This is a genomic window from Pseudomonas sp. EA_35y_Pfl2_R111 (assembly GCF_963970955.1).
In the GTDB taxonomy this organism is placed as follows: Bacteria; Pseudomonadota; Gammaproteobacteria; order Pseudomonadales; family Pseudomonadaceae; genus Aquipseudomonas.
In genome coordinates this window covers 69,370-91,286 of the sequence record NZ_CAXAOM010000007.1, presented here as the reverse complement: position 1 = coordinate 91,286, position 21,917 = coordinate 69,370, and the positions used below count along the sequence as shown (strand labels likewise).

Annotated in this window: 17 protein-coding genes; 4 read left to right on the top strand and 13 right to left on the bottom strand. The window is 58.5% G+C overall.

Annotated elements, in window-relative coordinates; all coding sequences use genetic code 11:
* Genes AACY25_RS20405 through fabI form a run of 3 tightly spaced genes read left to right on the top strand, consistent with a single transcriptional unit; the run spans nt 1 to nt 3,454 of the window.
* The gene (locus tag AACY25_RS20405) at nt 1–1,020 is read left to right on the top strand and encodes an ABC transporter permease (protein ID WP_339527140.1); all 1,020 of its coding nucleotides are present in this window, start codon (nt 1–3) and stop codon (nt 1,018–1,020) included.
* Nucleotide 1,021: 1 nt separating this feature from the next.
* A complete protein-coding gene (locus tag AACY25_RS20400; RefSeq protein ID WP_339527138.1) occupies nt 1,022–2,629 on the top strand; it encodes an ABC transporter ATP-binding protein in 1,608 nt (535 codons plus the stop codon).
* 30 nt (nt 2,630–2,659) lie between these two features.
* Nucleotides 2,660–3,454 (top strand): enoyl-ACP reductase FabI, encoded by a 795-nt coding sequence (fabI, locus tag AACY25_RS20395; RefSeq protein WP_274086671.1) that lies wholly within the window; start codon nt 2,660–2,662, stop codon nt 3,452–3,454.
* A 217-nt stretch (nt 3,455–3,671) separates the two neighbouring features.
* Here fabI and sucD read toward each other — a convergent pair whose 3' ends face one another.
* The 9 genes from sucD to sdhC all read right to left on the bottom strand — a co-directional run bounded on the left by sucD (nt 3,672) and on the right by sdhC (nt 15,057).
* A complete protein-coding gene (gene sucD, locus AACY25_RS20390) occupies nt 3,672–4,559 on the bottom strand; it encodes a succinate--CoA ligase subunit alpha (protein WP_090242057.1) in 888 nt (295 codons plus the stop codon).
* On the bottom strand, nt 4,559–5,725 hold the full coding sequence (gene sucC, locus AACY25_RS20385) for an ADP-forming succinate--CoA ligase subunit beta (RefSeq protein WP_090253289.1): 1,167 nt from the start codon (nt 5,723–5,725) through the stop codon (nt 4,559–4,561). Before sucC ends, sucD begins: the two co-directional genes overlap by 1 nt.
* Nucleotides 5,726–5,933: 208 nt before the next feature.
* Nucleotides 5,934–7,370 carry a dihydrolipoyl dehydrogenase gene (gene lpdA / locus AACY25_RS20380; RefSeq protein ID WP_339527135.1) on the bottom strand — a complete coding sequence of 479 codons (1,437 nt, stop codon included), beginning with the start codon at nt 7,368–7,370 and terminating at the stop codon, nt 5,934–5,936.
* Nucleotides 7,371–7,436: 66 nt separating this feature from the next.
* On the bottom strand, nt 7,437–8,663 hold the full coding sequence (gene odhB, locus AACY25_RS20375; RefSeq protein ID WP_339527133.1) for a 2-oxoglutarate dehydrogenase complex dihydrolipoyllysine-residue succinyltransferase: 1,227 nt from the start codon (nt 8,661–8,663) through the stop codon (nt 7,437–7,439).
* Nucleotides 8,664–8,732: 69 nt separating this feature from the next.
* Complete coding sequence (locus AACY25_RS20370; RefSeq protein WP_339527131.1) at nt 8,733–11,564, bottom strand: 2-oxoglutarate dehydrogenase E1 component; 2,832 nt, start codon at nt 11,562–11,564, stop codon at nt 8,733–8,735.
* 246 nt (nt 11,565–11,810) lie between these two features.
* The gene (locus AACY25_RS20365) at nt 11,811–12,518 is read right to left on the bottom strand and encodes a succinate dehydrogenase iron-sulfur subunit (protein ID WP_339414112.1); all 708 of its coding nucleotides are present in this window, start codon (nt 12,516–12,518) and stop codon (nt 11,811–11,813) included.
* 26 nt (nt 12,519–12,544) lie between these two features.
* Nucleotides 12,545–14,317 carry a succinate dehydrogenase flavoprotein subunit gene (sdhA, locus tag AACY25_RS20360; RefSeq protein ID WP_339527129.1) on the bottom strand — a complete coding sequence of 591 codons (1,773 nt, stop codon included), beginning with the start codon at nt 14,315–14,317 and terminating at the stop codon, nt 12,545–12,547.
* A 3-nt stretch (nt 14,318–14,320) separates the two neighbouring features.
* Nucleotides 14,321–14,689 carry a succinate dehydrogenase, hydrophobic membrane anchor protein gene (gene sdhD / locus AACY25_RS20355; protein ID WP_339527126.1) on the bottom strand — a complete coding sequence of 123 codons (369 nt, stop codon included), beginning with the start codon at nt 14,687–14,689 and terminating at the stop codon, nt 14,321–14,323.
* Nucleotides 14,683–15,057, bottom strand: a complete 375-nt coding sequence (gene sdhC / locus AACY25_RS20350) for a succinate dehydrogenase, cytochrome b556 subunit (RefSeq protein WP_304867789.1) — start codon at nt 15,055–15,057, stop codon at nt 14,683–14,685. Before sdhC ends, sdhD begins: the two co-directional genes overlap by 7 nt.
* Before the next feature lie 362 nt (nt 15,058–15,419).
* Between sdhC and gltA the strand changes: the two genes are divergently transcribed.
* A complete protein-coding gene (gene gltA / locus AACY25_RS20345) occupies nt 15,420–16,694 on the top strand; it encodes a citrate synthase (protein ID WP_339527121.1) in 1,275 nt (424 codons plus the stop codon).
* Between the two features lie 68 nt (nt 16,695–16,762).
* Here gltA and AACY25_RS20340 read toward each other — a convergent pair whose 3' ends face one another.
* From AACY25_RS20340 to AACY25_RS20325, 4 genes are all read right to left on the bottom strand, one after another.
* Nucleotides 16,763–17,365 (bottom strand): START domain-containing protein, encoded by a 603-nt coding sequence (locus AACY25_RS20340; RefSeq protein ID WP_339527119.1) that lies wholly within the window; start codon nt 17,363–17,365, stop codon nt 16,763–16,765.
* Between the two features lie 36 nt (nt 17,366–17,401).
* A complete protein-coding gene (locus AACY25_RS20335; RefSeq protein ID WP_339527118.1) occupies nt 17,402–17,662 on the bottom strand; it encodes a YkgJ family cysteine cluster protein in 261 nt (86 codons plus the stop codon).
* Between the two features lie 88 nt (nt 17,663–17,750).
* Nucleotides 17,751–19,646, bottom strand: coding sequence for a sensor histidine kinase (locus AACY25_RS20330; RefSeq protein ID WP_339527117.1), 1,896 nt, complete (start codon nt 19,644–19,646; stop codon nt 17,751–17,753).
* Nucleotides 19,646–21,865: a putative bifunctional diguanylate cyclase/phosphodiesterase gene (locus AACY25_RS20325; protein WP_339527116.1), complete on the bottom strand. Its 2,220-nt coding sequence runs from the start codon at nt 21,863–21,865 to the stop codon at nt 19,646–19,648. Before AACY25_RS20325 ends, AACY25_RS20330 begins: the two co-directional genes overlap by 1 nt.
* Nucleotides 21,866–21,917 lie beyond the last annotated feature (52 nt).

Below are 21,917 nucleotides of genomic sequence, written 5' to 3'. Positions count from 1 at the left end.
ATGACACTTTCCCCAATCAATCAACGCCGCTTCCAGCTGTTCAAGGCGCACAAGCGCGGCTGGTGGTCGCTGTGGATCTTCCTTGCGCTGTTCTTCGTCACCCTCGGCGCCGAGCTGATCGCCAACGACAAGCCGCTGGTGGTGAGCTACGACAGCGAATTGTATTTCCCGGTATTCAAGCGCTACCCGGAAACCACCTTTGGCGGCGAATTCCCGCTGCAAGCCAACTATAAAAGCCCCTATATCCAGGATCTGATCAAGGAAAAGAACGGCTGGATGATCTGGCCGCCGATCCGCTACAGCTACTCCAGCATCAATTACGACCTGCAAGTGCCCGCGCCCGCGCCACCCTCGGCGGAAAACCTGCTGGGCACCGATGACCAGGGCCGCGATGTACTCGCGCGGGTGATCTATGGCTTCCGCATTTCCGTGCTGTTTGCCCTGATTCTGACCCTGGCCAGCTCGGTAATCGGCGTATTTGCCGGGGCTCTACAAGGCTTCTATGGCGGTTGGGTCGATCTGGTCGGCCAGCGTTTTCTGGAAATTTGGTCCGGTCTGCCGGTGCTCTATTTGCTGATCATTCTCGCCAGCTTCGTGCAGCCGAATTTCTGGTGGCTGCTGGGCATCATGCTGCTGTTCTCCTGGATGAGCCTAGTGGATGTGGTGCGTGCCGAGTTCCTCCGCGGGCGCAACCTGGAATATGTACGCGCAGCCCGTGCCCTGGGCATGCAGAACGGCGCGATCATGTTCCGCCATATTCTGCCCAACGCGATGATTTCCACCATGACCTTTATGCCGTTTATCCTCACCGGCGCGATTGGCACCCTCACTGCTCTGGATTTCCTCGGTTTTGGCCTGCCGCCAGGCGCACCGTCACTCGGCGAATTGGTGGCCCAGGGCAAATCCAACCTGCAGGCGCCCTGGCTGGGGATCAGCGCCTTTGCCGTACTCGCCCTGATGCTCAGCCTGCTGGTGTTTATCGGCGAAGCGGCGCGCGATGCCTTCGATCCGAGGAAATGACATGACCGACTCCAAAACCCTCATCGAAGTCCGCGACCTGGCTGTCGAATTCGTTAGCGGCAGCTTGAAACAGCGTGTGCTGGAAGGCGTCAGCTTCGACATCAAGCGCGGTGAAACCCTGGCTCTGGTCGGCGAAAGCGGCTCGGGTAAATCGGTCACCGCACACTCCATCCTGCGCCTGCTGCCCTACCCGCTGGCCCAGCACCCCAGCGGCAGCATCCACTACGCTGGGCAAGACCTGCTCAAACTGAACGAGAACAAGCTGCGCGGTATTCGCGGCAACCGCATCGCCATGGTCTTCCAAGAGCCCATGACCTCGCTTAACCCGCTGCACAGCATCGAAAAGCAGATCAACGAGGTGCTGGCCCTGCACAAAGGCCTGCGCGGCAAGGCTGCAACGGCGCGCACCCTGGAGCTGCTCGAGTTGGTCGGCATTCCCGAACCGCACAAGCGCCTCAAGGCTTACCCGCACGAGCTATCGGGCGGCCAACGCCAGCGCGTGGTGATTGCGATGGCCCTGGCCAACGAGCCGGAACTACTGATCGCCGACGAACCAACCACTGCGCTTGACGTCACCGTGCAGTTGAAGATCCTTGAGTTGCTCAAGGATCTGCAGGCGCGTCTGGGCATGGCGATTCTGCTGATCAGCCACGACCTAAACCTGGTGCGACGCATTGCCCACCGCGTCTGCGTGATGCAGCACGGGCATATCGTCGAGCAGGCCGAATGCGAAACGCTGTTTAAAGGCCCACAACACCCTTACACCCGCGAACTGCTGGGCGCCGAGCCCACTGGTGGCCCGGTCGATCAGCCACCTGGCAAAACCATGCTGGAAATCGATGACCTGCGCGTCTGGTTCCCGATTAAAAAGGGCTTGCTGCGCCGCACGGTCGACCATGTCAAAGCCGTGGACGGCATCAACTTCAGCCTGCCGCAGGGTCATACCCTGGGCATCGTCGGCGAAAGCGGCTCGGGTAAATCCACCCTGGGTCTGGCGATTCTGCGCTTGCTCGGCAGCCAGGGCGGCATCCGCTTCCAGAGCCAGGCGATTGAGCAGTTGTCACAGCACGATGTGCGGCCACTGCGCCGACAGATGCAGGTGGTGTTTCAGGACCCCTTCGGCAGCCTCAGCCCACGCATGTGCGTTGGCCAGATTGTCGGTGAGGGTTTGCAGATTCACCGCATGGGCAGCGCTGCCGAGCAGGAACAGGCGATTATCGACGCCTTGGTGGAAGTCGGCCTGGACCCGGAAACCCGCCATCGCTACCCCCACGAGTTCTCCGGTGGCCAGCGCCAACGCATCGCCATCGCCCGCGCTCTGGTGCTGAAACCCGCGCTGATTCTGCTGGATGAGCCGACCTCGGCCCTCGACCGCACCGTGCAGCGCCAGGTGGTCGAGCTGCTACGCTCGCTGCAGGCCAAATACAACCTGACCTACCTGTTTATCAGTCACGACCTGGCAGTAGTCAGGGCCCTAAGCCACCAGGTGATGGTGGTCAAACAGGGCAAAGTGGTGGAGCAAGGCCCAGCGGCACGTGTCTTTGCCGCGCCACAGGACATCTATACACAGCAGTTGCTGGAAGCGGCCTTTATGGTCCCAGCTGATTAATTCTTGAAAACAGGAAGAGGAATCACACCCATGGGTTTTCTAAGCGGCAAGCGCGTACTGATCGTTGGCGTCGCCAGCAAACTGTCCATCGCCTCCGGCATCGCGGCAGCCATGCACCGTGAAGGCGCCGAACTGGCCTTCACCTACCAGAACGAGAAGCTCAAAGGCCGCGTTGAGGGTTTTGCAGCTGATTGGGGCTCAAACGCTGACCTGTGCTTCCCGTGCGATGTGGCCAACGACGAGGAAATCGCCTCGGTATTCGAAGCCCTGAGCAAGAAATGGGACGGCCTGGATTGCATCGTCCACTCCGTTGGTTTCGCCCCGGGCGACCAGTTGGACGGCGACTTCACCGACGTCACCACCCGTGAAGGCTTCCGCATTGCTCACGACATCAGCGCCTACAGCTTTGTCGCCCTGGCTAAAGCCGGCCGCGAGATGATGAAAGGCCGCAATGGCAGCCTGCTGACCCTGTCCTACCTGGGTGCCGAACGCACCATGCCGAATTACAACGTCATGGGCATGGCCAAGGCCAGCCTGGAAGCCGGTGTACGCTACCTGGCCGGCAGCCTCGGCCCTGAGGGCACTCGCGTCAACGCCATTTCCGCGGGCCCGATCCGTACCCTGGCGGCTTCCGGCATCAAGAGCTTCCGCAAAATGCTCGCCGCCAACGAGAAGCAGACTCCACTGCGCCGCAATGTGACCATCGATGAAGTCGGCAACGCTGGTGCCTTCCTTTGCTCAGACCTGGCCTCGGGCGTCAGCGGCGAGATCATGTACGTCGACGGCGGCTTCAACACCACCGCCATGGGCGCCATGGAAGAGTAAGCAGTCAAAGCGTGTCTGGTTCTAGCCAGGCTTGCCCCTCAGAACGCCCGATGCGCAGCATCGGGCGTTTTGTATTCAGGGCCAGGTGCGGCCTCCGTGGTTATAGATGATGGCGGCTTAGCGCCACCATCGACGAACTCGCTCTACGTCGGTTGGCCACTGGACAGCTGAATAAAAAAGGCCACCCGAAGGTGGCCTTTTCTCAGATCAAAAAGCCTTAGGCTTTTTTCACTTCCCAGCCGGTCAGCTCGGCCAGAGCCTTGCCGATGTCAGCCAGGGAACGCACGGTTTTCACACCAGCGTCTTGCAGGGCTGCGAACTTCTCGTCTGCAGTACCCTTGCCGCCGGAGATGATTGCGCCGGCGTGGCCCATACGCTTGCCCGCAGGAGCGGTCACACCAGCGATGTAGGACACCACTGGCTTGGTCACGTTTGCCTTGATGTAAGCAGCAGCTTCTTCTTCAGCCGAACCGCCGATCTCACCGATCATCACGATCGCTTCAGTCTTCGGGTCTTCCTGGAACAGCTTCAGGATGTCGATGAAGTTGGAGCCTGGGATCGGGTCACCACCGATGCCGACGCAGGTTGACTGACCGAAACCGGCGTCAGTGGTCTGCTTAACAGCTTCGTAAGTCAGGGTGCCGGAACGCGACACGATGCCTACTTTGCCTGGCAAGTGGATGTGGCCCGGCATGATGCCGATCTTGCACTCGCCCGGAGTGATAACGCCTGGGCAGTTCGGGCCGATCAGGACCACGCCCAGCTCGTCGCACTTGACCTTGGCTTCGAGCATGTCGATGGTCGCGATGCCTTCGGTGATGCAGACGATCAGCTTGATGCCGCCCATGGCCGCTTCGAGGATCGAGTCCTTGCAGAACGGAGCAGGAACGTAGATCACGCTGGCGGTGGCGCCAGTCTGCTCAACTGCTTCACGCACGGTGTTGAACACCGGCAGATTCAGGTGAGTGGTGCCGCCTTTGCCCGGAGTCACGCCGCCAACCATCTTGGTGCCGTAGGCGATGGCTTGTTCGGAGTGGAAAGTGCCCTGCGAGCCGGTGAAGCCCTGGCAGATAACTTTGGTGTCTTTATTGATCAGGACGCTCATTACTTGCCCTCCGCAGCTTTGACGACTTGCTGAGCAGCGTCGGTCAGGCTGGTTGCCGCGATGATGTTCAGGCCGCTCTCTGCCAGGACTTTAGCGCCCAGTTCAGCGTTGTTGCCTTCCAGACGGACGACAACTGGGATTTTCACGCCGACTTCTTTCACTGCGCCGATGATGCCTTCGGCAATCATGTCGCAACGAACGATACCGCCGAAGATGTTGACCAGTACGGCAGCGACGTTGCTGTCGGACAGGATGATCTTGAAGGCTTCGGTCACGCGCTCTTTGGTTGCGCCGCCACCTACGTCGAGGAAGTTGGCTGGCTTGCCGCCGTGCAGGTTGACGATGTCCATGGTGCCCATAGCCAGGCCAGCACCGTTGACCATGCAACCGATGTTGCCTTCCAGCGCGACGTAGTTCAGTTCGAACTTGGCAGCGTGGGCTTCACGCGGATCGTCCTGCGACGGATCGTGCATGGCACGCAGCTTCGGCTGACGGTACATGGCGTTGCTGTCGATGTTGATCTTGGCGTCTAGGCAATGCAGGTTGCCGTCAGCCTTGATCACCAGCGGGTTCACTTCCAGCAGAGCCAGGTCATAGTCCTGGAACAGCTTGGCCAGGCCAACGAAGATCTGGGTGAACTGCTTGATCTGATCACCTTCCAGGCCCAGCTGGAATGCCAGCTCGCGGCCCTGGAACGGCTGAGCGCCGACCAGTGGGTCGATGGTCGCCTTGAGGATCTTCTCAGGGGTGTCGTGCGCAACTTTCTCGATGTCCACGCCACCTTCGGTGGAAGCCATGAACACGATGCGACGGCTGGAACGGTCAACGACCGCGCCCAGGTACAGCTCCTTGGCGATGTCGGTGCAGGACTCGACCAGGATCTTGGTCACTGGCTGACCATTGGCATCGGTCTGGTAAGTCACCAGACGCTTGCCTAGCCAGTTGGCGGCGAAGGCTTTGGCGTCTTCTTTGTTCTTCACCAGCTTCACGCCGCCCGCTTTACCGCGGCCACCAGCGTGGACTTGAGCCTTGACGACCCACTCGGTGCCACCGATTTTTTCGCAGGCTGCTGCGGCTTCTTCCGGGGTGTCTACCGCGAAGCCCTTGGATACGGGCAGGCCGTATTCAGCGAACAGCTGCTTACCCTGATACTCGTGGAGATTCATGCTTGTCTACCGTCTTCGTTTAGGTATTGCGCATACGGTGCTGCACTTGTGATGCCGCACCACCTGTGACTGCTTCGGGAGCAATCCGGCTGACCTTCCGCGCAAAACCTGAGTTCAACGCGGGCAGTCGGCCGTGGTTCTTCCTGTTGAGCTGCACCTTCACCGGTACACAACGCCGGTGAAGGCATCCGCTCAAACAAACAACGACTTAACGCTTTTTACGGTTGGCGATGTGGATGGCATGGCCATTCACTGCCAGAGCAGCTTCGTGCAGGGCTTCGGACAGCGTTGGGTGGGAGAACACCATCATCCCCAGATCCTCGGCGCTGGTACCGAATTCCATACCGATTGCACCTTGCTGCACCAGTTCGGCAGCGCTTGGGCCAATCACGTGTACACCCAGAACGCGGTCGGTGTTGGCATCAGCGATAACCTTGACCATACCGCCAGTGTCGTTGGCCGCCATGGCGCGACCGCTGGCAGCAAACGGGAAGGTGCCGACGTTAACGGCAACGCCTTCGGTCTTAAGTTGCTGCTCGGTTTTACCAACCCATGCGATTTCCGGGTGGGTGTAGATAACCGACGGGATCAGGTCGTAGTTCATCTGGGCTTTGTGGCCGGCGATACGCTCGGCGACCATGATGCCCTCTTCCGAGGCCTTGTGGGCCAGCATTGCGCCACGCACCACGTCACCAATGGCGTAAACACCCGGTACGCTGGTGGTGCACTGGTCGTCAACAAAGATGAAACCACGCTCGTCAAGGTCGACGCCGCTATCGGCGGCCAGCAGATCGGTGGTCACCGGACGACGGCCGACCGCGACGATCAGCTTGTCGAATACAATCTTCTGCTCGCCTTCGGCGTCGGTGAAGTTGACGGTAACTTGCTTCTTCTTCACTTCCGAACCGGTAACGCGAGCGCCCAGCCGGATTTTCAGGCCCTGCTTGGTCAGAGTTTTCAGCGCTTCTTTGGCGATCTGCTCGTCAGCGGCTGGAAGGAACTTGTCCAGAGCTTCCAGCACAGTCACTTCAGCACCCAGGCGCGACCAGACCGATCCCAATTCCAGGCCGATTACGCCAGCGCCGATCACGCCAAGCTTCTTCGGTACGCTCTGGAATTCCAGAGCGCCGGTGGAGTCGACAATTACGTCCTGATCAACCGGAGCTGGCGGAATGTCGATCGGCTTGGAGCCGGAGGCCAGAATCACGTTCTCGGCTTCAACGATCTGCGTCTTGCCATCGGAGCCGGTGACCTCAACCTGCTTATTCGCCAGCAGCTTGCCGTGGCCTTCAAGCAGGGTCACGCCGTTGGCCTTGAACAAAGTGGCAACGCCGCCAGTGAGGTTTTTCACGATGTTGGCCTTACGACCGATCATCGCAGGCACGTCGATAGTCACGCTTTTGGCTTCGATACCGTGAATGGCAAAGCCTTCATGCGCTTCGTGATACTTCCAGGAGCTGTCGAGCAGCGCCTTGGACGGAATGCAGCCGACGTTCAGGCAAGTACCGCCGAGGGCGATCTTGCCCTCTTTGTCCTGGTACTTCTCGATGCATGCAGTCTTCAAACCGAGCTGAGCTGCTTTGATGGCGGCTACATAGCCACCAGGGCCGGCACCGATGACTACCACGTCGAATTTCTGGGTCATAACGTATTCCTTCTCGAATAAACCGGACGGCCCTGGTGAGAGGGCCGCCGTGGGAGAAACTGGCTTTTAGATGTCCAGCAGCAGGCGTGCTGGGTCTTCTAGCAAGTTCTTGATGGTTACCAGGAAGGTCACGGCTTCCTTACCATCAATCAGGCGGTGGTCGTAGGACAACGCCAAGTACATCATCGGACGGATAACCACCTGTCCATTCACTGCCATCGGGCGCTGGATGATGTTATGCATCCCCAGAATCGCGGCCTGCGGCGGGTTGACGATCGGCGTCGACATCATCGAGCCAAAAGTACCACCGTTAGTGATGGTGAAGGTGCCGCCGGTCATTTCTTCGATCGACAGCTTGCCGTCTTTGGCTTTCTTGCCAAAGGTGGCGATGCCGTTCTCGATTTCAGCCAGGCTCATCAGCTCGGCGTTACGCAGCACCGGAACTACCAGGCCACGGTCGCTGGACACGGCAACACCGATATCGGCGTAGCCGTGGTAAACGATGTCGGTCCCGTCGATCGAGGCGTTAACTGCCGGGAAACGCTTGAGCGCTTCGGTAGCGGCCTTGACGAAGAACGACATAAAGCCCAGGCGCACGCCGTTGTGGCTCTTCTCGAACAGGTCCTTGTACTTCGAGCGCAGCGCCATGACTTCGCTCATGTCCACTTCGTTGAAGGTGGTCAGCATGGCCATAGAGGATTGTGCTTCGACCAGACGCTCGGCGATCTTGGCGCGCAGACGGGTCATCGGCACACGCTTCTCGGTACGGTCGCCGGTGGCGAATACTGGAGCGGCAGCAGCCGGTGCAGCAGGTTTGGCGGCCGGTGCAGCGGCCGGCGCGTTCTTCTTCGCTTCAACGGCAGCCACAACGTCTTCCTTGGTGACACGACCGCCTTTGCCGGTGCCAGCAATGCTGTTCGGGTCGATGCCGTTTTCTTCGGCAATCTTGCGAGCAGCTGGGGACAGGATCTGATCGTCGCCCGCGGCAGCGACAGGAGCGGCAGCCGCAGGGGCAGCAGCCTGAGCGGCAGCAGCCGGCGCGGGTGCAGCAGCGCCACCCTCACCCAGAGTGCCGAGCAGTTCGTTGGACAGGACGGTGTCGCCTTCATTCTTGATGATTTCTGCGAGGACGCCGTCGGCCTCGGCCAGCACTTCGATCACTACCTTGTCGGTTTCGATGTCAACGATCAGCTCGTCGCGCTTGACCGCATCGCCCGGCTTCTTGTGCCAAGTGGCCACGGTGCCGTCGGCAACCGATTCCGGGAAAGTAGGGGCTTTGATCTCGATAGCCATTGTGTGTGGTTCCTTAAATTCGGTTTCTTCTAGCAGGCGGCCCAGTTGGCCGCCTGCTGCGCGAAGGCGTTAAACAGTAAAGGCGTCTTGCAGGAGTTTTTCCTGCTGTTCGGCGTGCATCGATGCATAACCACAGGCAGGTGCAGCAGACGCATCACGACCGGCATACTCGAGGAACAGCGCTTTCTTGTGCGCTGTCGCTACGCGACGCATGTGATGCTGGCTGCAGTACCAGGCGCCTTGGTTCATCGGCTCTTCCTGACACCAGACGATGTGCTTGAGATTCTTGTACGGGGCAATTGCCTCGGCCAGATCATCTTCCGGGAACGGATAGAGCTGCTCGATACGCACAATGGCGATGTCTTCGCGGCCTTCGTTGCGGCGCTTCTCCAGCAAGTCGTAGTAAACCTTGCCGCTGCACAGGACCAGGCGTTCGACTTTCTTCGGATCGATTGCATCGATCTCCGGGATCACGGTCTGGAACGAGCCTTCGGCCAGATCTTCCAGCGTCGAGATGGCCAATTTGTGGCGCAACAGCGACTTCGGCGTCAATACGACCAATGGCTTGCGCAGTGGACGGATCACCTGACGACGCAACAAGTGGTAGATCTGCGCCGGGGTGGTCGGTACGGCAACCTGCATATTGTGCTCTGCGCACAGCTGCAGATACCGCTCCAGACGCGCCGAGCTGTGCTCAGGCCCCTGCCCTTCATAACCGTGCGGCAGCAGCATGGTCAGACCGCACAGACGGCCCCATTTGTGCTCACCGCTGGAAATGAATTGGTCGAACACTACCTGGGCGCCGTTGGCGAAGTCGCCGAATTGCGCTTCCCAGATCACCAGCGACTGCGGCTGGGTGGTGGCATAGCCGTATTCGAAGGCCAATACGGCTTCTTCCGAGAGGAAGGAGTCATACAGGTCGAAACGCGGCTGACCCTGGTAGAGGTTCTGCAGTGGCAGATGGGTGCCGGCGTCCTTCTGGTTGTGCAGCACCGCGTGACGGTGCGAGAAGGTGCCGCGGCCGATGTCCTGGCCGGTCATGCGGATCGGATGACCTTCAAACAACAGGGTGGCGTAAGCCATGGTCTCGGCGTAGCCCCAGTTGATCGGCAGTGCACCTGCGCTCATCTTCTGGCGGTCTTCGAGAATCTTTGCGACCTGGCGCTGCACCACAAAGCCTTCTGGAATTTCCAGCAGCTTGTTGGACAGTTCCTGCAGGGTTTTCAGCTCGAAACGCGTGTCATGGCGCGCAGTCCAGGCGTGGCCCAGGTACGGACGCCAATCAACGAACAGCTCCTTGTTTGGTTCCTTGACCAGGCTCTTGACCACGTGCTGACCGTTATCCAGCGCAGTACGGTACTCGTCGATCTTGGCCTGAACATCATCCACCGACTGACGCACGGCGGTGGTCAGAACGTCTGCATAGAGTTCACGGGTGGTGCGCTGTTTGGTGATCTGCTGATACATGATCGGCTGAGTGCCGCTCGGCTCGTCGGCCTCGTTGTGACCGCGACGGCGGTAGCAGACCAGGTCGATGACCACATCACGCTTGTACTGCATGCGGTAATCGACAGCCAGCTGGGTGACAAACAGCACCGCTTCCGGGTCATCGCCGTTAACGTGCAGGATCGGCGCCTGAATCATCTTGGCAACGTCGGTGCAGTACTCGGTGGAACGCGAGTCCAGCGGGTTGCTGATGGTAAAGCCGACCTGGTTGTTGATCACGATATGGATGGTGCCGCCCGTTTTGAAGCCACGGGTCTGCGACATCTGGAAGGTTTCCATGACCACACCCTGACCGGCGAATGCCGCGTCACCGTGCAGGGAAACCGGCAGCACCTTCTCGCCGATAGCGTCGTTGCGGCGATCCTGACGGGCACGTACCGAACCTTCGACCACCGGAGAAACGATTTCCAGGTGGGATGGGTTAAACGCCATCGCCAGGTGCACTTCGCCGCCCGCAGTCATCACGTTGGAGGAGAAACCCTGGTGGTATTTCACGTCACCGGAAGACAGGCCTTCAGTTTTCTTGCCTTCGAACTCGTCGAACAGGTCGCGCGGGTTCTTGCCGAAGGTGTTGACGAGCACGTTGAGACGGCCACGGTGGGCCATGCCGATAACGATTTCCTTGGTGCCATAGGAGCCGGAACGCTGGATCAACTCATCGAGCAGCGGAATCAGGCTCTCGCCGCCTTCCAGACCGAAACGCTTGGTGCCCGGGTATTTGGTACCCAGGTACTTTTCCAGACCTTCGGCTGCGGTCAGGCGCTCAAGCAAGTGGCTTTGCACCTCGACCGAGAACTCAGGGCGACCGCGCACGCTTTCCAGACGCTGCTGGAACCAGCTGCGCTGCTCGGAATCAACGATATGGGTGAACTCGGCACCGATGGTGCGGCAATATGTCTGCTGCAACGCATCGCGAATTTCGCGCAGAGTAGCCTCTTCCTTGCCAATGAACAGCCCACCGGTACGGAAGGTGGTGTCCAGGTCGGCATCGGTCAGACCATAGTGATTGATTGCCAGATCAGCCGGCACAGGACGTTGCCAGAGGCCAAGCGGATCGAGCTGGGCAGCCTGATGGCCGCGCATGCGATAAGCCTGAATCAGGCGTAGCACTTCGACTTGCTTCTTCTCGTGCTCACTGCTCACGCTACCAGCGGACACCGGTTGGGCGCGGCGCTGATTTTTAGCGAGCAGGACGAAATGATCGCGAATCGTGGAGTGCGATACGTCTGTGGCGGCGCTGCCGTCGGTCGGCAACTTCTGGAAGTAAGTGCGCCACTCTTCTGGCACAGCGTTGGGATCGTGCAGGTAAAGCTCATAGAGCTCTTCCACATAGGCAGCGTTACCACCGGATAGGTGGGCACTGTCCCACATGCGCTGCATCACGCTTTCTTGCATGCTTGGTCACCCTCGGTAAGGGGACACCACCGGCGAAGAAACCGCATGGCTGTCAGTCCTGAAGCAGCGACTGGTAAGCCACTACGGATCCCGCAGATAGTCCGGGCACCAGCCCGGATGCCCCTGCTGGTCGTCATATTTTTCAAATTAAGAACCACCGCTTTGTGAGCAGCAGCCCTGGCTAAACCGCGGCACTGGGTTGAAAGCAGTGCCGCAGGTGTTACAGATCTAGCAAACAACCGTGAATCAGGTACCGCTTTGCAGCAACATGTTACGTACGTGGCCGATTGCCTTAGTCGGGTTAAGACCCTTAGGGCAAACGCTGACGCAGTTCATAATGCCGCGGCAACGGAACACACTGAACGGATCATCCAGCGACGCCAGACGTTGTTCGGTCTGGGTATCACGGCTATCCGCCAGGAAACGATAAGCCTGCAGCAATGCAGCCGGGCCGAGGAACTTGTCTGGATTCCACCAGAACGACGGGCAGCTGGTGGAGCAGCAAGCGCACAGGATGCACTCGTACAGACCGTCCAGCTTTTCACGTTCTTCCGGGGTTTGCAGGCGTTCAATGGCCGGTGCTGGTGTGTTGTTCTGCAGGTATGGTTGCACCTTCTCGTACTGCTTGTAGAAGATGCTCATATCAACAGCCAGGTCACGAATGACCGGCAGACCAGGCAGCGGACGAATCACCAGCTTGCCGCCTTTGAGGCCAGCCGCCGAGATCGGCGTGATGCAGGCCAGGCCATTCTTGCCGTTGATGTTCATGCCATCAGAACCGCACACGCCTTCACGGCAGGAGCGACGATAGGAGAAACCCTCGTCCTGCTCCTTGATCAGCGCCAGGACATCAAGAACCATGATGTCCTTGCCGCCGGTGTCGATCTGGAAATCCTGCATAAACGGCGCAGCATCTTTTTCCGGGTTGTAACGATAAACGCTTACTTGCAACAGATTGGCTTGCGACATATCAGGCACCCTTAATAAGTCCGGACCTTGGGTTCAAACGCTGGAACTGTCTTCGGCGAGAAGTTGACCGAACGCTTGCTCACGCGCTTTTCACCTGGGATATACAGGGAATGGCACAGCCAGTTTTCGTCGTCACGTTCCTCGAAGTCTTCACGAGCGTGAGCACCACGGGATTCTTTACGAACCTCAGCAGCGATCGCGGTGGCCTCAGCCACTTCGAGAAGGTTTTGCAGCTCCAATGCTTCGATACGCGCAGTGTTGAATGCTTGGCTCTTGTCCGCGATTTTGACAGTCGCGATCCGCTCACGCAGGTCGGCCAGTTGGGCGATGCCCTTTTGCATGTATTCGCCGGTGCGGAACACACCGAAGTAGTTTTGCATGCACTGTTGCAGTTCTTTACGCAGCGGCGCGACATCTTCGCCGGTGGTGCGTTCGTTGACGCCCGCCAGACGCTTGAGCGACAGCTCGATATCGGTTTCGCTGGCACCACGGACTTCCACGCCTTCTTTCAGCGCTTTTTCCAAATGGATACCCGCCGCGCGGCCAAACACCACCAGATCGAGCAACGAGTTGCCGCCCAGACGATTGGCGCCGTGTACCGATACGCAGGCCACTTCGCCTACAGCGAACAGGCCTTCGATGATCTTGTCGTTGCCGTTGGCATCCTGGGTGATGGCCTGACCGTGAATGTTGGTCGGCACGCCGCCCATCATGTAATGGCAGGTTGGAATCACAGGAACCGGAGCAACCACCGGGTCAACGTGAGCAAAGGTCTTCGACAGCTCACAGATGCCTGGCAAACGGCTGTGCAGTACTTCTTCGCCGAGGTGATCGAGCTTGAGCAGTACGTGGTCCTTGTCAGGGCCACAGCCATTACCGGCGATTACTTCTTTAACCATCGAACGCGCAACCACGTCACGACCGGCCAAGTCTTTGGCGTTCGGCGCATAACGCTCCATGAAGCGCTCGCCGTGAGCGTTGATCAGGTAACCACCTTCACCACGACAACCTTCAGTAACCAGTACACCAGCGCCGGCAATACCGGTCGGGTGGAACTGCCACATTTCGATGTCCTGCACCGGCACGCCAGCACGCAGGGCCATGCCCACTCCATCACCGGTGTTGATCAGGGCGTTGGTAGTAGAGGCGTATATACGACCCGCACCGCCAGTGGCCAGAACCACGGCCTTGGAGCGGATGTAAACGGTTTCGCCGTTTTCGATGCAGATGGCGATAACACCCACAATGGCGCCGTCCTGGTTCTTCACCAGATCCACCGCGTACCACTCGTTAAGGAACGAGGTGCCAGCTTTTAAGTTGGCTTGGTAGAGGGTGTGCAGCAGCGCGTGACCGGTACGGTCAGCAGCAGCACAGGTACGGGCAGCCTGAGTTGGGTTGTTTGGGCCTTTGGACTGGCCGCCGAACGGACGCTGATAAATACGGCCCTGCTCAGTACGGGAGAACGGCAGACCCATGTGTTCCAGTTCAAATACGGCTTCGGGCCCAACAGAACACATGTATTCGATAGCGTCCTGGTCACCGATATAGTCGGAGCCCTTGACGGTGTCGTACATGTGCCAGCGCCAATCGTCGTTTGGATCGGCCGAAGCGATGGCGCAGGTGATACCACCCTGAGCGGAGACAGTGTGCGAACGGGTCGGGAAGACCTTGGTCACGACTGCGGTTTTATGACCACCCTGAGCCAACTGCAGTGCAGCGCGCATACCGGCGCCGCCGCCACCAACAATGATGGCGTCATAAGAAAGAGTGCGAATGCTTGTCATGGATCAGTTACCCCAAAAAATCTGCACGCCCCAGGCGAAGAACGCGAACATGGCAACGCCACACGCAGCCTGGAACAGAAAACGCACGGCAGTCGCCCACTTACCCAGCGCCATCGGCGTCAGGTAGTCGGTGGAAATTGTCCACATGCCCACCCAGGCGTGAACGCTGAGCGCCACCAGGGTCAACAGACTGAAGATACGCATTGCGTTATTGGAGAACAGCGCCTGCCATTCGGCGTAACCCAGACCTGGGTTGCATACCACGTAGCCAAGCAAAAACAGCGTATAAGCCGCGAGGACGACAGCAGATACACGCTGCGCCATCCAGTCATAAAGACCCGAACGCGAGAAGTTCGTAACGTTGGTTACCATATCCACACCCCCAGCAGCACGATCACGATCGTCGACACGACGAGAACGATTTTCGAACCCAGCTTGCCGCCTTCCAGCGTCTCACCGATGCCCATGTCCATGATCAAGTGGCGTACACCGGCCACCAGGTGGTACAGCAGAGCGGACAACAGACCCCAAATCACAAACTTGGCCAGCGGGCTGGTCAAGCATTCCTGCACCTGGGCAAAGCCCTCTGCGGACGACAGCGACTTGTCGAGGCCATACAGCAGAATGGCGATACCGACAAAGAGGATGACACCGGAGATACGGTGAAGAATGGACGTGTAAGCAGTGATTGGGAGTTTGATAGTCCTAAGGTCTAGGTTTACAGGTCTTTGGCTATTCACGGCTTTTTTATCACACTGAGAGCCCCTAACTATCAGGGCAAAGTTGTCGGGAAGTGCACTGGTCAGGTACCCATCACCCAAGGAGTGACAACCGCCAAAAGACAGGCTAAAGCCCTTGGCAGCTGGGCGCAGAGTATAGACAGTTAGGTTACTAATGACAACGCAAAGGCCCCTACCTAAAAGCGCATTGCACACCTCTAATAAATGGCGTAAAGAGCCGCTTTAAAAGCCCGAAAACCAGCCGCAAACCCTTCTGCCGCCTGGGTTTTCGCAAATTGACATTCGGATTTATCTCACTATAGTGGTGCGGGCCCTGCGTGGGGGGCAGTCAGATGATTTCAAGCATAACTAGGAGGCCAAACATGGCTGACAAAAAAGCGCAGTTGATCATCGAGGGCGCAGCCCCCGTCGAGCTGCCCATTTTAACCGGCACCGTTGGTCCCGATGTAATTGACGTGCGGGGCTTAACCGCCACGGGCCGTTTCACCTTTGATCCTGGCTTTATGTCCACCGCCTCGTGCGAGTCGAAGATCACCTATATCGACGGCGACCAGGGCATCCTGCTGCACCGCGGCTACCCCATCGAACAGCTGGCAGAGCAATCCGATTACCTGGAAACCTGCTACCTGCTGCTGAACGGCGAACTGCCGAACGCAGAAGAGAAAGCCAAGTTCGTCAGCACCATCAAGAACCACACCATGGTTCACGAGCAACTGAAGACCTTCTTCAACGGCTTCCGCCGCGACGCTCACCCGATGGCCATCATGTGTGGCGTAGTGGGTGCCCTCTCGGCCTTCTACCACGACTCGCTGGACATCAATAACCCGCATCACCGCGAAGTTTCGGCCATGCGCCTGATCGCCAAGATGCCAACCATCGCCGCCATGACCTATAAGTACTCCATGGGTCAGCCGATGATGTATCCGCGTAACGACCTGAACTACGCGGAAAACTTCCTGCACATGATGTTCAACACCCCGTGCGAGATCAAACCGATCAGCCCGGTACTGGCCAAGGCCATGGATAAGATCTTTATCCTGCACGCCGACCATGAGCAGAACGCCTCTACCTCCACCGTCCGCCTGGCCGGCTCTTCGGGTGCTAACCCATTTGCCTGTATCGCTGCCGGTATCGCTGCCCTGTGGGGCCCGGCGCACGGCGGCGCCAACGAGGCCGTTCTGGCCATGCTTGACGAGATTGGCGATGTTTCGAACATCGACACCTTTATCGCTAAGGCCAAGGACAAGAACGATCCGTTCAAGCTGATGGGCTTCGGTCATCGCGTTTACAAAAACCGCGACCCGCGCGCCACCGTGATGAAGCAGACCTGCGACGAAGTACTGAAAGAGCTGGGCATAACCAACGATCCGCAATTGGCCCTGGCCATGCGTTTGGAAGAAATCGCCCTGACCGACCCGTACTTTAAAGAGCGCAACCTGTACCCGAACGTAGACTTCTACTCGGGCATCATCCTCAAGGCTATCGGTATTCCGACCAGCATGTTCACCGTGATCTTCGCTCTGGCGCGGACCGTCGGCTGGATCTCGCACTGGAAGGAAATGCTCTCCAGCCCGTACAAGATTGGCCGTCCGCGCCAGCTGTACACAGGCTATCCGCAGCGCGATCTGAAGAAGTAACTCAGTTCTCGCCGGACAAAAAAGGCTGCCCTCGGGCAGCCTTTTTTATTGCGTTGAATAAGCCAGCTTTATGGCTGTTCAGCCAACTGACGCAGACCCTGCAAGGTATTGAATGGCGCATCCACAACAAAGCTATTGGCCAACCAGGCCGGCACACTGCCGCCCGGTTCGGAATGCACCTGGTAGATCACCTCGATTTCGCCATCGCGCGGCGTAAGGCTCCAGAAACCCTCCACTTTGCTCACCCGCACAAAGCCTTGCTGCAGCGGCAAATAATCGGCAACCCCGTGCAGGGCTCGAGTTACCCGACCTTCGGGGTCGAGTGTGGTTGTCACCCGCAGGATCGAGTCCCGCGGCTGTACTGGCCAGGGCGTATGAAAGCGGCTGTAGACCCAACTCTGATCGCCCTCATGCTTGAGCAGCCTCTGCTCGCTACAGGCATGAATCCAGGCGCACGCTGCACTGACATCATCCTGTAAGGCCAATAACCGCGACATATCGGTCCGTATACGGGTGATGCCACGAAACGCTTGAAAACTTGAGCCCGGGATCTGCTGCAAATAGACCTGAATCCCCGCTTCATCCTTGACCAGGCGCCATTGCGCCGCCTGCGCCCCGCTCGCCGCCAGCAACGCGGCAACCCCCAAGAGCAACCCTGTAAACCGCACCATCATGCCTCCGGCAGCCGATAATCCTGCGCCACAGTATCAGACTGCAACCGCCGTGCTTTGCTCCAACCAGCCAATCAACTGCAGGGCCTCCGCCGTATTGCTGCCGCACACATACTCGGCGGCATGAAACGCCGAACATACCGCTGGCCGCTCAGGCTGGCCAAAGAGCAGGCAGTAGTTGTTGGCATCCAGCTGCACACAGCGCACACCCGCAGGCTTACCGTCCGGCATACCTGGGATGGGAGAACTAATCGAGGGGGCGATGCAACAGGCGCCGCAACCGGCACGGCAATTCATGACAGGAAACCTCAAAGGCATTAGCACGCGAACATAAGTCGACGATTCTACGCGGGCACAAACGGCTTGGCAGCCTGGCAGTGCAGATTCAGGCGAGCGGTAGGCGCATGCGAAACCGTGTGCCCTGCTCCAGTGCACTGCACACCTGTAACTCCGCCCCCAGAATGTCCACCGCCAGTTGATGGGTGAGATGCAGCCCCAGCCCGGTACCACCACGACCACGCCGGGTGGTAAAGAAGGGGTCGAAGATCTTCGCCAAAACGTCTTCGCTCATACCGCAGCCATTATCCTGCACCTCGATCACACACTCGTGGCGCAGTGCATCATGATCAATACGTACGGTAACGATGCCATGCACCGTTGGTTCGAAGGCGTGAATCAAGGCATTGTCGATCAGATTCTGCAGAATTTGCCCAAGCGGCCCAGGGTAGCTATCCAACTGCAGGCGCTCAGGCATCTCAAGAATCACCTGATGCGCTGACTGCCTAAGCTTAGGGGTAAACAGCAGCATGACCTCGTGCACCAGCTCGACCAGATCGAAAAGGCGCCGTTCGGTACTGGCTCGATCACTAGCCAACTGCTTGAAGGCACGCGTCAGTTGCGCCATACGCATCAGATTGTTGAGGATGATCGTCATACCTTCGCCGTTGCGCTGCAAAAAGCGCTCAAGCACTGATCGCTGTAGCCCGTCGTTCAGACTCTGCTGCACCCCCTGAGTTGCTTTCTCCAGCGTAGAGGCCGCTACGCTGGCTGCGCCGATGGGCGTATTCAGCTCGTGTGCCACGCCGGCAACCAGCGTACCGAGCGACGAGAGCTTCTCCGCCTGCAGCAACGCACCGCGGGTTCGCTGCAGTTGCTCTACCGTCTCGCGCAATTCGCCATTGCTCTGCTGCAACGCCTGACTGCTGTCCTCCAGTGCCTGGCGCACCTGATCGCGCTCAAACTCACTCAACCCCAGACGCAGCGCCACGAGAAAACCCAGCGGCAGCATCACACAAGTAAACAGCAGAACCTGCCAGAGCACCTCGGCGCGCAAGCCCTGCACCTGCTCACTGGGTAGATGCGAGACCAATAACCATTGCTCACTCGTAGCCAGGCTCTTATCTGCGCGCTGATAGGGGTCGAAATGGTTGAACGCCCAATAACCTGAATGATCACTAAACACGCCACTGTTCTGCGCCTTCATACGCTGCCAACTGGCCGGGTGACGGCTGGCCAATGTCGCCTCGGCCTTACCCAGCATAAAACCCCAGGCATCTTGCGGGTCGACCGCCAACATCCAGTATCCCTCATGATCGACCAGGGTCAGGTTGCCACCATAGCTGACGGAAACCTGGCTAAGGCGCTGCAGCAGCGCATGCCCACGGTAATTCAACACCAGAATGCCGCGTCGCTTGCCCGCACCATCGAATACCGGCGCAGCACTGCGCAAGGTTGGCTTGAGAGGCTGCTCGACCACTCCATACTCTTTATTGAGGTCGAATCGCGAAAGATAGAATGACCCTTTTCCCAGGCTCATAGCTTCAACAAAATAGTAATTGTTCGCCTTGTTCTGCAGTTGTGCGTAGTCACGCAGCACTGGCGAATCCTCCAGCCAGTCGACCCGCACCTGCTCTACACCCGTTTCATCCAACCAACGAATCTGGTCGTACAACTCAGTGCTGCGCGCAAACTCGATAAACAGCTGGCCCAGTGCATCTCTATTGTCAGCACTGGGATAGGCCAGGACATCGGCAAACAATGGTTGGCGGATGAGAAACTGAAGATTGCCGCGCAGGGTTGCCAGGTGCCGATTGAGCACCCCGCCACCCTCATTCAAGCTGCTCTGCTGGTCACGCAGCAACGGTGCCAGCTTGGCATCCAGCAACCGCTCGTGAAGCAGCAGCGTCAGCAACAGAATCAGGAACGCCCAGGGTAGAAACAGCAACAACAAGTTGCGTCTAACCGGCGCGCTGAACAAGCGTTTTCGCCAGTGCTCGCGCATCACCCCTGGCGCCCCGGCCAACCATCCAGCCAGGTCAGTAAGTCTGCACAAGCCATCGGCTTGGCAAACAGATAACCCTGCGCCTGCCGGCAACCATGGTTAAGAATCCAGTCGGCCTGTTGCTGAGTCTCAACACCTTCAGCAATGACTTGCATGCCGACCCGAGCAGCAATCTGGATAACGGCTTCAGCAATCATCTGCTGGTCGCTGACCTCACCGATTTCCAGAACAAAGCTGCGGTCGATTTTCAAACGGTCGGCCGGCAGCAAACGCAGGTAGCTGAGCGATGAGAAGCCGGTGCCAAAATCATCAATGGCCACCTCAACACCCATGGCGCGCAGCGCACGCAGCTTTTCACAAACGGTATCGAAGGTGCGCATGGCTACCGACTCGGTAATTTCCACTTCGATCTGCTCAGGCGCTACTCCCGCAGCCTGTATGTGCGAATTGAATCGCTCGATAAAATCATGCTGCAGCAGCTGCGGCGCAGAGACGTTGACTGCCACGCGGATATGCGGGTAACCCGCATCGGCCAGCTGTTTTGCCGCTTGCAGGGCCAAACGCATCAGCAGATCACCCAGCGGCAAGATGTAACCGGTGGCCTCGGCCAGAGGGATAAAACTCAGTGGCGGGACCATTTTTCCGTCTGCCTTGCGCCAGCGCGCCAGGGCCTCAACACCGATAACACGGCGGGTTTTCAGGTCAATCTGCGGCTGCAACTCGACGCTGATCTGCCCCGCTTCTACCGCATCGCGCAAAGCCAGCAACAGACGGTAAGACTCGGCATGTGCGCTCTGCAATCGCGGGTCATACACCCCGTGCTGATCATGACCCAGGCGCTTTGCCTGCTTCAGGGTCAGCAAAGCATCCTGCAAGGCCACGCTGGCGCTACCGGTAAAATCAGCCAGGTTCATGGTCACGCTACTCAGGCTATGCACCTGGCCCATCTCATAGGGGCGCTTATGTCGGCGAAACAATGCCACCACTTCCGCCGCATTGACCTGCGCCTGTGGGCCGAGGATGGCAAACAGGTCATCACGCACCCGTGCAATCAGCACATCATGGGAGAAGGCATCGCAGAGTTTCTTCGCCACCAGGCCGAGGATGAAATCACCATAACCGGTACCAAAGGCGGTGTTGGCACCGGAGAAGTTGTCAATATCGATCAATACCAGCACACGCTGATCCTTGGCCTCGGAAGTCAGCGTCATATCCAGCATGCGGATAAGCGCATTACGGTTGGGGATCTTCAGCAGATCGTCCTGGTAGGCCATTTCTTCAAGACGGCTGAATAGCGCAACGTTATATAGCCCACGACTGATGCTGGCACTGAACACCTTAAGCAACTCCAGCTCGGTGTCGTTCAGCGCACGTGCACTGGAGATATAACAGGCGTAGTCGGCACCAGCCTGAAAGCGCGGGAAGAACAACACCGTGCAATCGCTCAGGCGCAAGGTTTTCTGCTCCTGCAGACTACGACGCAAGGCTGCGACCACCAGGGGATAATCGAGGGCATCGAGGTTGCTATCAATGCTCTTGAGGAAGCGCCCGCTGGCACTGACAATTCGCGCATTCGGCGGCGCATTAGCATCCCTCTCTTCGGCCCGAACGCAAACAATCCCCTCGGTCTGCACATTGAGTAGCGAGGAGATTTCCGAGAGAATTTTCGCCGACAGCTCACGAGTGTTCTTCGAGCAGAACAGGGCATTGCTCGACTCAACAATCATCTGCAAGCCACGCCGAGCGTTGGCCACCGCCTTAAGCTGGGAATATCCACGCACCGCAGCGGTGAGCACCGTGAGCAAGCGCTCGGCGCTGAGCTCGCTCTTGGTCCAATAGTCATTGATGTCGTAATCGCGCATCACTTCATGGGCCGGCGCCAGACCTGGCTCACCGGTCAGCATCACCACGCGGGTTTCGCGATTACCGATCACCTCGCGTAACGCCTTGATCAGGCGCAGGCCGGCATCCTCGGTTTCCATCACCACATCAAGCAATACCAGGGCAATGTCGTGGTGCTTGGCCAGCAACATCGAAGCTTCGCGGCAGTTGAAGGCCTGGATCAGCTCAATGCGCCTCCCCAGCAGCTCCAGGTCACTCAGGGCAAAAGCCGTGGCGCGCTGAAAATCGGCGTCATCATCAACGGCCAACACACGCCATACAGGCTGAGAGGGGATGCTGGGTAAATCATCGTCACTGAATGCAAATTGATCATCCATGAACAGTACCCGCATGTACGAAGGGTGAGAACAACGCCAAATACTGGCTGGG